This window comes from Streptomyces ambofaciens ATCC 23877 (assembly GCF_001267885.1).
Taxonomy (GTDB): Bacteria; Actinomycetota; Actinomycetes; order Streptomycetales; family Streptomycetaceae; genus Streptomyces; species Streptomyces ambofaciens.
This window is the reverse complement of record NZ_CP012382.1, coordinates 960,225-975,630: the sequence shown is the minus strand read 5'-3', so window position 1 is coordinate 975,630 and position 15,406 is coordinate 960,225. Positions and strand designations below refer to the sequence as shown.

The 15,406-nt window shown below is 74.6% G+C and carries 10 protein-coding genes; 7 read left to right on the top strand and 3 right to left on the bottom strand.

Annotated elements, in window-relative coordinates; genetic code table 11:
* Window positions 1–143 precede the first annotated feature (143 nt).
* Window positions 144–2,942 carry an alpha/beta hydrolase family protein gene (locus SAM23877_RS04405; RefSeq protein WP_053127142.1) on the top strand — a complete coding sequence of 933 codons (2,799 nt, stop codon included), beginning with the start codon at window positions 144–146 and terminating at the stop codon, window positions 2,940–2,942.
* A gap of 85 nt (window positions 2,943–3,027) precedes the next feature.
* Here the strand turns inward: SAM23877_RS04405 and SAM23877_RS04400 are convergent, their stop codons facing one another.
* Complete coding sequence (locus tag SAM23877_RS04400) at window positions 3,028–3,384, bottom strand: DUF6479 family protein (RefSeq protein WP_053127139.1); 357 nt, start codon at window positions 3,382–3,384, stop codon at window positions 3,028–3,030.
* Between the two features lie 129 nt (window positions 3,385–3,513).
* On the opposite strand from SAM23877_RS04400, the gene SAM23877_RS04395 reads away from it, so the two are divergent.
* From SAM23877_RS04395 to SAM23877_RS04375, 5 genes are all read left to right on the top strand, one after another.
* The gene (locus SAM23877_RS04395; RefSeq protein WP_053127138.1) at window positions 3,514–3,891 is read left to right on the top strand and encodes a four-helix bundle copper-binding protein; all 378 of its coding nucleotides are present in this window, start codon (window positions 3,514–3,516) and stop codon (window positions 3,889–3,891) included.
* A 40-nt stretch (window positions 3,892–3,931) separates the two neighbouring features.
* Complete coding sequence (locus SAM23877_RS04390; RefSeq protein ID WP_053127136.1) at window positions 3,932–4,792, top strand: oxygenase MpaB family protein; 861 nt, start codon at window positions 3,932–3,934, stop codon at window positions 4,790–4,792.
* Window positions 4,793–4,853: 61 nt separating this feature from the next.
* On the top strand, window positions 4,854–7,070 hold the full coding sequence (locus tag SAM23877_RS04385) for a serine/threonine-protein kinase (RefSeq protein WP_053127134.1): 2,217 nt from the start codon (window positions 4,854–4,856) through the stop codon (window positions 7,068–7,070).
* Between the two features lie 347 nt (window positions 7,071–7,417).
* Window positions 7,418–9,016: a phytoene desaturase family protein gene (locus SAM23877_RS04380; RefSeq protein ID WP_079030016.1), complete on the top strand. Its 1,599-nt coding sequence runs from the start codon at window positions 7,418–7,420 to the stop codon at window positions 9,014–9,016.
* A 108-nt stretch (window positions 9,017–9,124) separates the two neighbouring features.
* The gene (locus tag SAM23877_RS04375) at window positions 9,125–9,316 is read left to right on the top strand and encodes a DUF2795 domain-containing protein (protein ID WP_053127130.1); all 192 of its coding nucleotides are present in this window, start codon (window positions 9,125–9,127) and stop codon (window positions 9,314–9,316) included.
* 30 nt (window positions 9,317–9,346) lie between these two features.
* Here SAM23877_RS04375 and SAM23877_RS04370 read toward each other — a convergent pair whose 3' ends face one another.
* Both SAM23877_RS04370 and SAM23877_RS04365 read right to left on the bottom strand, forming a co-directional pair.
* Entirely contained in the window at window positions 9,347–11,122 is a 1,776-nt protein-coding gene (locus tag SAM23877_RS04370; RefSeq protein ID WP_053127128.1) for a serine hydrolase domain-containing protein, read from the bottom strand.
* A gap of 163 nt (window positions 11,123–11,285) precedes the next feature.
* Window positions 11,286–13,703, bottom strand: a complete 2,418-nt coding sequence (locus SAM23877_RS04365) for a penicillin acylase family protein (protein WP_053127125.1) — start codon at window positions 13,701–13,703, stop codon at window positions 11,286–11,288.
* Window positions 13,704–13,844: 141 nt separating this feature from the next.
* On the opposite strand from SAM23877_RS04365, the gene SAM23877_RS04360 reads away from it, so the two are divergent.
* Complete coding sequence (locus tag SAM23877_RS04360) at window positions 13,845–15,350, top strand: acyl-CoA synthetase (protein WP_107408646.1); 1,506 nt, start codon at window positions 13,845–13,847, stop codon at window positions 15,348–15,350.
* Window positions 15,351–15,406: the final 56 nt, after the last annotated feature.

The following is a 15,406-nucleotide window of genomic DNA, read 5'->3' as shown; positions in this document are numbered from 1 at the left end:
CGCCCGAACGGCGGCGCCGACGCGGGCGCTTCGGGCGGCGCCTCACCTCCCCCAGGCAACCGCGAGGTCCGGCTTTCCCTCCTCCTCGAACGAGGGGGCGTCCGCACGGGCGGAGCCCCGACCGAGGTGTTGAGGAGCAGTTCTTGATACGTGCGCGAAAGACGTGGGCCGCCGTGGCAGCGGCGCTGACCCTGGTGGGAGTGGCGCCCGCCGCCGCCCACGCCCGGCCGCAACCGCCCGGCGCCGCTTCCGCCCCGACGACCCCGCACACCACCGCTGACCTGCCGCCCGGCTGGCGTCTCACCGGCAGCGGTGAGACGAAGGCCCTGGAGTGGCGCTCCCCGCGGACCGTGCCGCCCGGCGACGCCCGGGTGGAGTTCCACGCCACCGGCCGCCTGCTCGGCATACCCGAACAGGACGCGGACGGACGGACGTTCCGGTTACCCCTGGACGACACGGATCCGGCCGCCGGGCACGGCCTGACGGACCTCCAGGTCCTCGCGGCCGGCCGCCGGCTGGACCGGGAAGCCGGCGCCGCCGCCCGTGAGCGCCGCCCCGACGACACGCCCCCGGCGAAACCCCCGGCCCGCCTCCCGGCCGGCGCGGTCGACCCGGGCAGACCCGGCCGGTTCGCCACCACGACCGGCGCGTACACGCTCGACCCGGTCCGGCTGCCCGGCCTCGCCGCCCCGGTCGAGATGCGCGGCCTGGTCGTCGCGCCGAAGGGAGCGACCGGCAAGCGCCCGCTCGCGCTCTTCCTGCACGGCCGGCACGCCACCTGCTACGTCCCCGGCGAGGGCGAGGATGCCGTCACGATCGACTGGCCCTGTGCCCGCGGCACCCAGCCGATCCCGAGCCACCGCGGCTATCTCGAGGACCAGAAGCTACTGGCCTCCCAGGGCTACGTGACCGTCTCGATCTCCGCCAACGGCATCAACGGCCAGGACGGCGACCTGGAGGACGGCGGTGCCCAGGCGCGCTCGTCGCTGGTGCGCTCGCACCTGGCCCGCTGGGCGGACTGGTCCACCGGGCCCGCCGCGGCGCCGACGGCCGTTCGCCGGGGCCCGCGGGCCGACCTGTCGCGCGTCCTGCTCGTCGGTCACTCGCGCGGCGGCGAAGGCGTCGACCGGGCCGCCATGGACAGCCTCTACCCGCCGCCCGCGAGCCAGGACGGCCACCCGGCACGAGCCCGCTGGAAGATCCGCGGAACCGTACTCGTCGGCCCCACCGCCTTCGGCCAGAACCCGGTGCCCGACGTGCCGTCGCTGACGATCCTGCCGGGCTGTGACGGTGACGTCTCCGACCTCCAGGGGCAGTTGTACGTCGACGGCACCCGCGGGGTGAGCCGCGGCCGGGCGCTGCACAGCGCGGTCCACATCACGGGCGCGAACCACAACTACTTCAACAGCGAGTGGACGCCCGGCCTGGCGCAGGCGCCCGCCAGTGACGACTTCTGGGACGACCCCGAGGACCGCGACCCGGTGTGCTCGCCCGGCAGCCCGACCCGGCTCACCGCGGAACAGCAGCACCGCGCGGGCGCGACCTACGTCGCCGCCGCGGCACGGCTGTTCGTCGCCGGTGACGACCGGGTGCGCGAGCTGGTCGACGGAACGGGCCGCCGGGCCCCCTCCGCGGACCCGGCACGCGTCCTGACCCACGCGGTGGGCGCCGGCCGCGGCGCCGGACTCCTGCCGGACGACGGGGTGAAGGTGACCGGCGGACGCCTGTGCTCGGCGGTCGATCCCGACCCGGCCACCGCCTGCCTCGGCGAGGACGCCGTCGGCTGGGCACCGCACTTCGCGTACTGGCAGCCGGAGCGCGAGGCCGGCCGCAGCGCGATCGCCCTGAACTGGTCGGCACCGGGCACCGCGACCCGGATCCGGACCGGCGCGCCCCTGTCCCTGAAGGGAGCGGAGAGTCTGGCCCTGCGCGTCATCGTGCCGCCCAACAGCACCGGCACCCGGCTCGACGTCTCCGTCACCGACACCGCGGGCAGGCGGGCCACACTCGGCGCGGTCCGCGTCGACGGACTGCCGGGCAGCGAACGCACCGCGTCCTACTGGGCGCAGGAGGTGCGCGTACCGCTCACCGCGGCGGGCCGCGCCGGAGTCGACCTGCGCCGCGTCGCCTCGCTGGAACTGACGCCCCGCACCCGCACGGGCCGGGCATGGCTGATGGACGCCCACGCCTGGCAGCCGGGCACGCCCGGCGTCCGGCCGGCCCCGCTGGCCCGTGTCGACGTCGGCCGGACGAAGGTCGAGGAGGGCGACTCGGGGGTGCGTACGTACACGGTCCCGGTGCGGGTCTCCGGCAAGGGAGGGGGCACGGTCCGCACGTACGTCACGGATCCGGCCACGGGAGCGACCGAGACCCGTCTGGTCTCCGTCCGTCCCGGCAGCCCCGGCATCGACGTCACCGTCGAGGTGGCCGGCAACGAGCGCTACGCCTGGGACGTCTCCCACGACGTCCTCGTGAAGGCGGTCCGCGGCTCGGTCGTGGGCACGTACGCCGGTGGCGTCACCGTGACGAACGACGACCCGATGCCCGCGGTCAGCGTGACCCCGGTCGCCGGCACCGTCACCGAGGGGAAGCCCCTGCGCTGGCGGATCTCGCTGTCCGAGCCGGCCGACGTGGACCTCGGCGCGGCGCTCGTGCCGGTGCCGGACGACACCCGCCCGCAGCTGTCCACCGAGGACGTCGACCGTGACTGGCTGCTGGAGACCGTGGGGGAGGTCCCCGACGGAGAGGTTCCGCTCTCCCGGCTGGAGTACTTCTCCCTGTGGACCTCGGTGCCGCCCGGCGGGACGAGCGCCGAGGCGACGGTGCCCACCGTCCGGGACGAGGTCACCGAGCCCGCGGAGCACATCGGCTTCCGGCTCACCGACGAGGAGGGCGAGCCCCAGGGCCCGGTGCTGACCGGCACCGTGCGCGACGCGTCGTAGCCCCGGACACGGCAGTGGGCCCGGACCGGAGTCACTCCGGTCCGGGCCCACGTGCGCGGCCACGTGCGGTCACGGCATGTTCGGGTCAGCGTCCGCCCGGTCCGCCACTCCCGAAGGAACCGCTGCTGCCCTCGTCCCAGCGGGGCCGCTCCTGCCCGGAGGAGGGGCGGCTGCCCTGATGACCGAGGTCGTGCGGCAGCGTCCGGTCGTCGCTCTGCGGCATCTCGTCGGGCTCCCGGCGCTCCCGGGTCTCCCGAACGGGCCCGCCCTCGGGCATACGGGGCTGCTCCTCCGGGCGCGGCGGCGGCGACTCCTTGCGCTTCTGCCGGCTCCCGAAAGCGAACGCGCCGATCAGCAGGGCCACCACCACGACGGCCGCGACGCCGATACCGATGCCGATCCCACCGGAGCCCGCGGCCAGGTCCATCCATGCGTTGGTCATGCAGCGCGGGTACCCCCGGCTTCGCGCGACCAACCTGCTCAGCGGCAACACACCTCCCGCCACCGCCGGATCACGGGCCCCGCGGCGGCCCGGCGGTTTGGCGGCGACCGCAGCGGCAACCCGCGCGGTGTGACATCGACGACGACTTCCCAGCAGGAACTGTTCCGCTTCCTGGAGGACCGTTTCGCTTGTGCACAGGCGTGCACCGAGTGCGCGAGGGCGTGCGCGCTGCGGGCGAGCCTCGTGGACCCGGACGGGACCGAGAACCAGGAGCTCGTACGGCGCAAGGGCATCATGTGCGCGGAGGTCTGCGACGCGACCTGCCGGGTGCTGTCCGAGCAGAACCAGGTGGACGAGGGCGCGATCCGCGTCCAGCTCGAGTGGTGCCGACAGGTGTGCCTGGAGAGCGCGCACGTCTTCGACGGGCACCCCGGGGCGGAGGAGGCCGCCCAGGCGTGCCGGGACTGCGCCCGGGCCTGCGGCGAGTTCCTCGACACCCTGCGCTGAGGCCCTGGGGCCGCCGGGTGCGGCGCGTTAGCCTGCCGGTATGACGGCGACGCGGACGACCGGTGATCCGGGGCTGTTCGGCCCGGACTCGGTGACCTGGCAGGCGCACGGCGACCCGATGATGTGGATCGCCGGCATCCGCGCCCTGTACCTCCAGGCACTGCACCCGCGCGCCGTGCGCGGCGTCATGCAGAACAGCGACTTCCGGCGCGACGCCTGGGGCCGGCTGATGCGCACCGCGAGCTTCGTCGGCACGACGACGTACGGGACCACCGAGGCGGCGGAGCGGGCCGGCGCCCGGGTACGGAAGATCCACCGCCGACTCGGCGCGACGGACCCCGCCACCGGCGAGCGGTACGGCGTCGACGAACCCGCGCTGCTGCTGTGGGTGCACTGCGCCGAGATCGGCTCCTACCTCCACGTCCTGCGCCGCTCCGGGTTCCCGTTCACGGACGCCCACGCCGACCGCTACCTCGCCGAACACCGGCACAGCGCCCGTCTGGTCGGCCTCGACCCCGGCACCGTGCCCGCGACCCGGGCCGAGCTGGCCGCCTACTTCGCGCGGGTGCGGCCCGAACTGGCCGCGGGACCCGAGGCACGCGAGGTGGACGACTTCCTGCTCCACCCGCCCACGCACCCCCTCCTGGTCCCCGCACGCGAGCTGCTGTGGCGCCGAGTGGCACATCTGGCGTACGACTCCCTACCGCCGTACGCGCACGAGCTCTACGGCAGACCGGCCCCCGCGCCCGACACCGTCACCCGGCGGCTGCGCGCCACGGGCACCCTGCTGCGCGGCGTTCCCGCACGTCTGCGCTGGCAGCTGCCGCCCAAACACATCCTGCGTGCCATGGCCCGGCTCGGGCCGGCCGCGCGCCCGGCGCCATACAAACTCGGACCGTAGACCGCCATACTGGACCGGCCAGGGGAGGGCGTATCGGACTGCTACGGGGGCGGGCAGCGCGATGGGGGACAGCACGCTGATCCAGGGCCGGTACCGGCTGCTGGAGCGGATCGGGCGCGGCGGTATGGGCGAGGTGTGGCGGGCACGCGACGAGTCACTGGGCCGTCGTGTCGCCGTCAAGTGCCTCAAACCGCTGGGCACGCACCACGACCACTCCTTCACCCGCGTCCTGCGGGAGAGGTTCCGGCGCGAGGCCCGGGTGGCCGCCGCGCTCCAGCACCGCGGGGTGACCGTGGTGCACGACTTCGGCGAAAGCGACGGCGTGCTCTTCCTGGTCATGGAGCTGCTGGAGGGACGCGACCTGAGCCGGCTGCTGGAGGACGCCAAGCACCATCCGCTGCCGGTTCCCGACGTCGTCGACATCGCCGAACAGGTCGCCTCCGCGCTCGCCTACACCCATGACCAGGGCATCGTGCACCGGGACCTGAAGCCCGCGAACATCGTGCGGCTCGCCGACGGCACCGTGAAGATCTGCGACTTCGGCATCGCCCGGCTCGGCCACGACGTCGGCTTCACCGCCCGGCTGACCGGCACCGGTATCGCGATGGGCACCCCGCACTACATGTCGCCGGAACAGATCGGCGGGGACGAGGTCGACCGGCGCAGCGACCTGTACTCGCTGGGCTGCGTGCTCTACGAGATCGCCACCGGCGTACCGCCGTTCGACCTGGACGACGCCTGGGCGGTCCTCGTCGGCCACCGCGACACGGCGCCCGAGCCGCCCCGCACCCACCGGGCCGAGCTGCCCGGGTACCTGGACCGGATCATCCTGGACCTGCTGGCCAAGCGGCCCGAGGAGCGTCCGGACGACGCCCGCGAACTGGGCCGCCGCATCGCCGCCGGCCGCACCGCACCGGGGTTTGTGCCGGCCGGTGCGGTGCCCCGGTCGCGGACGCCCCGGCCCACAGGAGGACGGGCCGCGCTGCCGCTGTGGACCCACGGCATGACCACCGGTCACAAGGCGACCGGCACCGGGCCGCGCTCCACGCCCCCGGACCCCGCCGCCGGCCTGTCCGGCGAGTGGGTCGCGCGGCCCGACGACGGGATCGCACCCGCCCCGGGCGAGCGGCCCGGCCCCGCGCCCACGACGGCCGGCGCGCTGGCACAACGGCACCACGCGGGACTGAGCCTGGGGCGGCTCGGCCGCTGGGCGGAGGCGGGCGAGGTGCACCGTGCGGTGGCATGCGAGCGCGAGCGGCTGCTCGGCCCCGACCACCCCGACACGCTCGCCAGCCGCTACGAGGCCGCCTTCACGCTCAGCCGCACCGGTCATGCCGCCGACGCGCTGCGCGCGTACAAACGCGTCGCCGAGGCGCGGATCCGGGTGCTGGGCGCCGACCACGCCGACACCCTCGCCGTCCGCCAGGAGATGGCGTACGTCCTGGGCCGACTGGGCCGGCACGCCGACGCGCACCAGGTCTACACCTCGGTCCTCGCCGCCCGTGAGCGTGTCATGGGGCCCGACCACCCCGACACCCTGCGCTGCCGCCACAACCTGGCCTTCAACCTCGGCCGGCTCGGACGCCCCGAGGACGCCCACCGGATGGCCCGCGAGGTGGCGGCGGCCCGCGCCCGCGTGCTCGGCCCCGACCATCCGGACACCCTGGTCACCCGCTTCGAGGTGGCCTACGAGCTCGGCCGGCTGGACCGCTGGCAGGAGGCCCTGTCGACCTACCGGGAGGTCGCCGAGGCCCGCGCGAGCGCACTCGGCCCGGACCACCCGGACACCTTCGCCGCCCGCCACGAGATCGGCATCAGCCTCGGCCGCCTCGGCCGCAGTGCCGAGGCCCTGGCGCTCTACGAGACGCTGATCGGCGACCGCACCCGCGCCCAGGGCCCCGAGCACCCCGAGACCCTGCGCGCCCGCCACGGCCTGGGCGTCAACCTGGGCCGGCTCGGCCGCTGGGAGGAGGCCCTCGTCGAGTCCCGCGAGGTGTGCGCCCTCCGCGAGCGCGTTCTCGGCCCGGACCACCCGGACACCCTGGTCAGCCGCCGCGAGGTCGCCGTCGGACTCGGCTGGCTGGGCCGCTGGTCCGCCGCCCTCACCGAGTACCGCCGGGTCGCACGCGCCCGCGAGGGCGTCCTGGGCCCCGACCACCCCGACACCCTCGCCGCGCGCGACGACGAGGCCCACTGCCTGGAACAACTCGGCCGCGGCGCCGAGGCGGTGGAGCTGTACCGCAGGGTCGCGGTACAGCGCAGAGCGGAAGCACACTGAACCGAGGCGCCACGGAACCCGGGCGGGGGGCTCCCGCGCCGGGGTGCGTCCGCGCCGGGCTGTTTCTGCGCCGGGGGTGCTTCCGCGCCGGGGCACTTCAGCGCCGGCCTGCTCCCGTGCTGGCCTGCTCCCGTGCTGGCCAGCTCCCGTGCCGGGCGGTTCCCGTGCCGGGCTGTTCCCGCACCCGAGCCGGAGGCGGGGCCCGGAGTCGGGTGCCGAGTGCGGCGGGCGGTCCTGGTCGCCGCGACGCCTCGGCCGTGCCCGGGCGTCGCAGCCCTCGCAGGTGCTCGCCCACCCGGCCCACCGCGCCTCTGGCAGCCCGTCGCGGCCCCGTGTTACCAAGAGCCATGACCCCGCCCACCCCGCCCCACGCAGCCAGGGCATCCCACGTGTCCCACGCCTCCCACGCCTACGACGCCGTCATCGTCGGCGGCGGCCACAACGGGCTGGTCGCCGCCGCCTACCTGGCCCGCGCCGGCTGCTCCGTGCTCGTGCTGGAACGCCTGGACCACACCGGGGGCGCGGCGGTGTCGACGCGCCCCTTCGCCGGGGTCGACGCGCGGCTGTCGCGCTACTCGTACCTGGTCAGCCTGTTGCCGAAGAAGATCGTGCGAGACCTGGACCTCGACTTCCGGGTGCGGGGGCGCACCGTCTCCTCGTACACGCCCGTCGAGCGGGAGGGCCGGCCCACCGGGCTCCTCGTCGGCGGGGGCGAGCGGCGGACCCGGGAGTCCTTCGCCCGGCTGACGGGTTCGGACCGGGAGCACACGGCCTGGCAGCGGTTCTACGGCATGACCGGCCGCGTCGCCCAGCGGGTCTTCCCGACCCTCACCGAGCCGCTGCCCACCCGGGACGAACTGCGTCGCAGGGTCGACGACGAGACGGCCTGGCGGGCGCTGTTCGAGGAGCCGATCGGTGTCGCGATCGAGGAGCACTTCGCGGACGACCTGGTACGGGGAGTGGTCCTCACCGACGCCCTGATCGGTACCTTCGCCGACGCCCACGACCCCGCCCTCAGCCAGAACCGCTGCTTCCTCTACCACGTGATCGGCGGCGGCACCGGCGCCTGGGACGTACCGGTCGGAGGCATGGGCGCCCTCACCGACGCCCTGGCCGACGCGGCGCGCGCCGCAGGCGCGGTGCTGGCCACCGGGCACGAGGCGGTGCGGATCGACACGGACGGGCGCGCGGCCGAGGTCACCTACCGCTGCGCCGACGGGGAGGGCGTCGCCGCGGCACGCCACGTCCTGGTGAACGCCTCACCGCGGGAACTGGCGACGCTCACGGGACGGACGCCCCCGCCGCCCGCCGAGGGCGCGCAACTCAAGGTGAACATGCTGCTGACGCGGCTGCCCGCACTGCGCGACCCCGAGGCCGACCCGCGCGAGGCCTTCGCCGGGACCTTCCACATCGCGGAGGGCTACGAACAACTGGCGACCGCGTACGCCCGCGCCGCGGCCGGCGAGCCGCCCGCCGAACCGCCCTCCGAGATCTACTGCCACTCGCTGACCGACCCCACCATCCTCGGACCCGACCTGGCCGCGAAGGGCATGCACACGCTGACCCTGTTCGGTCTGCACACGCCGGCCCGGCTCTTCGCCCGCGACAACGACGCGGTCCGCGAGGAGCTCCTCGCGTCCACCCTCGCCCGACTCGACGCCCACCTGGCCGAGCCCCTCGCGGAGTGCCTGGCGGCCGACGCCGACGGGCGGCCCTGCATCGAGGCCCGGTCGCCGCTCGACCTGGAGCGCGACCTGCGCCTACCCGGCGGCCACATCTTCCACCGCGAGCCGGCCTGGCCGCACACCCAGGAGGGCACCGGTCCCTGGGGCGTCGAGACGGGGCAACCGAACGTCCTGCTGTGCGGAGCGGGCGCGGTCCGCGGGGGAGGGGTCAGCGGGGTGCCGGGGCACAACGCGGCGATGGCCGTGCTGACCGGACGGTGAGCTGAGGGCGCATGCGCCGGCCGGGGCCGGGTACCGCGACATAGCGGACATTCCGCACTCGTGGATCAGTGCCACGACCCCGAGAACCGACACCACAGGGAGCCTGCCATGGCGGACCTCAGCCCCATAGACCTGCAGAAGGCCCTCAGCGGCGCGGACTACCCGGCCGACCGCAAGTCGCTCGTCGACCGCGCCCGCAAGAACCAGGCGGACGACAAGGTCGTGAGCCGTCTCGACGGCCTGAAGGAGGACAGCTTCGACGGACCGAACGAGGTGCAGAAGGCCGTCTTCAACGGCTAGCCGTACTGCCCCTGCCGACGCGCACGACGTCTAGTCGGCCGACGCCGCCCATCCCACCGCCGCGATCCGCGCCGCGTCCGCGGGGCGCGCGTCGTGGAAGAGGACGCCGTCGGCCGCCTCGACGCGCAACCCGTCGACGTACGCCCCGCGGCCCACGTACAGCCGGTCGGTCGTGTACCGCCAGCGCAACGTCAGTCCACGCGCTGCCGGGAGGGCGGCCGTCAGCCGGTGCCAGACGCGGCCCGACCAGCCGGTGGCCGAGCCCGCCGGGTGCTCCCGCGGCTCCTCGCCGCGGCGCGTCGTGGTGAACGGGACGCTCGTCCAGGTGGCGCCGCCGTCCGTCGTGGCCTCCAGGACGAGGGTGTCCGAACCGGGTTCGACGTCCCACCACAGCGCGCAGCCCAGCCGCGCCCCGCCGCCGGACGTGTCCAGCGCGGGCAGCGTCAGCGTCGCCGTCGTGGAACTCGCCGTCCCGGAGAACCAGGCCGTACGGCCGTGCGCGGGACGCACCGGCACCGCCCGCGCCATGTTGGTGCCGGCCGCGACCCGGGGAGCCGATCCGGAACGCCAGCTGCGCACCGGATGAACCGAGTTGCCCAGTACGACGAGGAACGAGTCGGTGGTCGGGTCGAGCACCAGCGAGGTACCGGTGAAGCCGGTGTGCCCCGCCGTGCGCGGGGTGGCCATCGCGCCCATGTACCAGTGCTGGTAGAGCTCGAAGCCGAGGCCGTGCTCGTCCCCCGGGAAGTCGGTGTTGAAGTCGGTGAACATCAGCTCCACCGACTCCGGCCGCAGGATGCGCTCCCGTCCGTAGGAGCCGCCGTTGAGCAGCGCGCGGCCGAGGACCGCCAGGTCCCAGGCGCAGGAGAAGACGCCCGCGTGCCCGGCGACGCCGCCGAGGCTGAAGGCGTTCTCGTCGTGCACCTCGCCCCACACCAGCCCCCGGTCCAGGCCGGACCAGGGCAGGCGCGCGTCCTCCGTGGCGGCGATGCGCGGTCTCCAGGACGCGGGCGGGTTGTAGCGGGTGCGACGGAGACCGAGCGGAGCGGTGATCTCCGCACGCAGCAGGACGTCCAGGGGGCGGCCGGTGACCTCCTCCAGCACCAGCTGGAGGGAGATCAGGTTCAGGTCCGAATAGAGGTACGCGGTGCCGGGCGGGCTGACCGGTGCCTGGTCGTAGACGAGCTCGATCTTCTCCTCGCGGGTCGGCGCGCCGTACAGCGGGATCCACGCCCGGAACCCCGACGTGTGCGTCAGCAGCTGCCGGACCGTCACGTCCTGCTTGCCGGCCCGTCCGAAGTCCGGCAGATACGAGGCGACCGGCTCCTCCAGCTCCAGGGCGCCCCGCTCCAGCTGCTGGACGGCGAGGATGGAGGTGAAGAGCTTGGAGATCGACGCGAGGTCGAACACGGTGTCCTCGGCCATGGGGATCTGCTGTTCCGCGGGGAACTCGACGCCGGTGTCGGTCGCTTCGTCGTAGCCCCGGTAGCGCACCGCCATGCCGATCGGCTCGTGCAGCGCCACCGTGCCGCCCCGCCCGGCGAGCAGCACGGCGCCCGCGTACCACGGGTGCTCGGGGGAGGGGCCGAGGTAGGTCTCGGCGTCGGTGACGAGGCGGCGCAGATGGCCGGGGAGCAGTCCGGCGCGCTCGGCCGTGCCACGGCGCAGGGTGGGGCGGCGGCCGGCGTCCGCAGCGGCCTCGGCCGGTCCGGCCGCGAACGGGGCGATGGCCAGGGCGCCCCCGAGCGCCATGGCACCGGCGCCCAGTTGACGCCGTGTGAATCCGTTGGTCGCCTGTCCGGCCATCGAAGGGTCTCCCGCCGCCGAAGCTGAAAGTATCTTTCCCGGATCGCCGTGCGGAGTGAAACTTTCCTGTCAGTGACGGGTCGTGTCAATGGGGCGTACGGAGCCGGCGAGACACCGGACCCGCCCGGCTCGGCGCCGGGCGGGTCGCGGGACGGGCGCGGTCTCAGCGTTCGCGCACCCGGACGACGCGCAGAGCGGGCGACGCCCGGATGTCGCGCTCGCAGAAGCGGGACGTCACCCACCGCTCGCCGGAGAACAGCCGGGTCTGGTCGGCGTGGTGCCGGGAGGCGGGGTCGGCGGACTGCGAGTAGGTCAGGAGCGTACGGGCCACCGGGCACCGGCTCCCGTCCCAGCCGACCGCCTGGATGTAGCTGGAGCCGGTGGTCACCTCGGTGTAGCCGCCGCCGGCCGGGTCCCAGACGGGCTCGATCTTGTTCCAGACGCCCAGCGACTCCGTGCCGCCGCCCACGGGGATGCGCTTGCCGCCCCGCACCACGAACTGGTGCTCACCCAGCCGGGCGTCGAGCGGTATGTCCGCCGCCCGCAGTTCGCCGACCGCGTCCGCGAGGGCGGTGGCGAAGCCGGGCGCGGCGGTGTCGAGGGTGTGCGGGGTGCGGACCGGGTCCGCGGGCGAGAACGGCACCTTCCACAACCGATCGGACGGCACCGTCCTCGTGAGGGCCCGCCAGAACCGGTCGAAGAGCAGCGCGCCCCGGCTGCCGGTGTCGACGGTGCGGTCCCAGCGGGCGAGGACGCCGCAGGCCTCGCGCACGTCCACCGCACCGCCCTTACTGTCCGTCGCCGCGCCGCCGGGCAGCGCCGCGCAGGCCCGTGCCGCGTCGGCGGCGGCCAGGTCGCCGGCGGGCACGCGGTCGGCGAACTGCTGCCGCTGAAGGTCCCGTACGGTCAGCCCGCCCCGTCCGGCCATCGCCGCCACGTCCTCGATCGCGCCCCGTGTCCGCATCGACCGCTGGGTGCCGACGGTGCCGAAGACCCGCTCGTAACCGGTCAGCGGCCGGTCCGCGTTGGCCAGCCAGGCGCTGTCGTTGGAGTTCTCCGCGTACGGCGCGTCCTCGAGTGTCGGCATCCGCGCCGGACCGAAGATCCCCGGCTGTACGGCGTCCCGGTCCCGGCCCGGTGCGCAGTCGCCGCGCGATCCGTCCAGGACGGCGACCCCGGAGGACGGATAGGTGGCCCTGCCGAGCGGTGTGGAACAGCGCCCGGCCAGTTCGTCGGTGATGCGGGGGAGGACCTGCGACTGGGTGAACAGGGTGCGGCCCCGCGAGTCGGCGGCGATCGTGTTCACCCACGGCAGCCCCTGCGTGCGGCGCAGCGAGTCCAGTACGTCACCCGTGCCGCGGGCCCGGCCGAAGCCGAGCGCGGTGTCGGAGGCGCGCAGGTTGGCGGCGTTCGGATCGTTCAGCGCGTACGCGGCCGTCGCGGTCCACGGCAGGGGCAGCGAGGCGCCGAGCGAGGTCACCACCGGGCCGTACCGGGTCCACCACTGGGTCCTGGTCACCGGTGCGCCGTCCTTCACCGGGACGGTCACGGACCGTTTCGTCATCCGCTCGCGTCTGCCGTCCACCAGGTAGACCGTCGGGTCGGCCGGATCGAGCGCCAGTTGGTGGAGGTTGAGGGGCACGCCCGTGGCGACGGTGTGGCTCCAGGCGACGTGCGCGTTGTGGCCGATGGACACCGTGGCGGAGCCGAGCAGGGAGCCGCCCGCGACGTCGAGCCGGCCCGGGATCGTCTGCTGCGACTGCCAGAAGCGGCGTCCGCCGTGCCACGGGTAGTGCGGGTTGCCGAGCAGCAGCCCGCGGCCGTCGGCCGTGGTGCGTCCACCGAAGGCGACGGCGTTGGAACCCATGTCGGCGCCGTCGGCGGCGAAGAGCTCCCGGGCGGCACGCGCCGCCGATTCCGCGTCGGGGCCGGGGGCGGCCGCCGCGTTCCCGGCCGGCGGCCGCGCGGCCGTGATGCCGTCCACGGCCCGTCCCTGACCGCCGAGCACGGAGAGGGCGAAACCGCGCACGGCCACGTCCAGCGAGGTCACCGGGCGCACCCAGGCGGCGCCACGGCACGCCGGGTCGGTGATCCGGTTCTGCTCCAGCCAGGCGTTGTAGCCCGCGGCGAAGCCCCGCATCAGCTCCTCGGAGTCCCGGCTCGGACCGCGCGGCGCCGGCTCGGCGAGCAGCCGCTCCACCGTGCCCGACCGGCGCACCCCCTGGAAGTACAGGTCGCTGGAGAGGTTCGTGGCGGCCGAGGAGAGCGAGAGGTCGGACACCGCGTCGGCGCCGAAGTACCGGGAGCGCTCGCCGCGTACGGTCACGAAACCGTCGGCCAGCGTGCACACCTGGTCCTCGGCCTGGGCCCAGCCCGTGCCGAAGCCCAGGTTCGCGTAGTCCTCGGCGAGGATGTGTGGAATGCCGTACTCGGTGTAGCGGATGACGGCGGACAGCCCGCCGTGGGACGGATGCTCGTGCCGGCCGGCGGACCGTTCGTCCGCGGCGGCCCCGGGCAGCGTCGTCGCCGCGGTGAGCAGGGCGACGGCCGTGACGACGAGCCGTCTCAGGCGGGTGCGCATCGTGCCTCCCGACGTCTTTGGGGAAGGGGCGGCTGAGCGTACCAGCGGGTATGTGTACGTGTCAGTGGCATGACAGAAGCGCCTTGCCGCGCCGCGCGCACATGTCTTGACCCGTCCCGCCCACCGGCCGAGGATCATGTCATGACGCTGACGCCCGGACACGGCAGCACGGTCGACGGGGTGCTGCGCCGCAGCGCCCGGCGCACTCCGGCCCGCGTCGCGGTGGAGTACCGCGACCGCTCCTGGACGTACGACGAGCTCGACACCGCCGTCTCCCGCGCGGCGAGCGTCCTGCTGGCCGAGGGGGCGGCCCCCGGCGACCGGGTCGGCGCCTACGGGCACAACTCCGACGCCTACCTGATCGCCCTCCTCGCCTGCGCCCGCGCGGGCCTGGTGCACGTCCCGGTCAACCAGAACCTCACCGGCGACGACCTCGCCTACATCGTGGACCAGTCCGGCAGCACGCTGGTCCTCGCCGACCCGGACCTCACGGACCGGCTCCCCGACGGCGTCCGCACGCTCCCGCTGCGCGACACGGACGACTCACTGCTCGCCCGGCTGGCCGCGGCACCCGTGTACGACGGTCCCGAGCCGGACGGCGAGGACCTGGTCCAGCTGCTCTACACCTCGGGCACCACCGCGCTGCCCAAGGGCGCGATGATGACCCACCGGGCGCTCGTGCACGAGTACCTGAGCGCCATCACCGCCCTCGACCTCGGCGCCGGCGACCGCCCGGCGCACGCGCTGCCCCTCTACCACTCGGCGCAGATGCACGTCTTCCTGCTGCCCTACCTCGCGATCGGCGCGACGAACATCGTCCTCGACGCGCCCGACGGCGACCGGATCCTCGACCTGATCGAGTCCGGCCGCGTGGACAGCCTGTTCGCGCCGCCCACCGTGTGGATCGGCCTCGCGGGCCGCGCCGACTTCGCCACCCGGGACCTCGGCGGCCTGCACAAGGCCTACTACGGGGCGTCGATCATGCCCGTCCCCGTCCTGGAGCGCCTGCGCGAGCGCCTCCCCGGGCTGGCCTTCTACAACTGCTTCGGCCAGAGCGAGATCGGCCCCCTCGCCACCGTCCTCGGCCCGGACGAGCACGAGGGCCGCATGGACTCCTGCGGGCGCCCCGTCCTCTTCGTCGACGCGCGGGTGGTCGACGAGGACGGCAAGGACGCGCCCGACGGCACGCCCGGCGAAATCGTCTACCGCTCACCGCAGTTGTGCCAGGGCTACTGGGACAAGCCCGAGGAGACCGAAGCCGCCTTCCGCGACGGCTGGTTTCACTCCGGCGACCTCGCGGTCCGGGACGCGGACGGCTACTTCACGATCGTCGACCGCGTGAAGGACGTCATCAACTCCGGCGGTGTGCTGGTCGCCTCCCGCCAGGTCGAGGACGCCCTCTACACGCACGAGGCGGTCGCCGAGGCCGCCGTGATCGGACTGCCCGACGAGCGGTGGATCGAGGCCGTCACGGCGATCGTCGTCCCGCGCGGCGAGGTCACGGAGGACGAACTGATCGCCCACGCCCGCGAGAGGCTCACCGCCTTCAAGGCGCCCAAACGGGTGAGGTTCGTGGACGCGCTGCCGCGCAACGCCAGCGGGAAGATCCTCAAGCGGGAGCTGCGCGACCGGTTCGCCGGACCGTGACCACGTGGCCTGTCGGCGGTCGGACCCGATCGCTAGGCTGACCGCGGACGACGAGA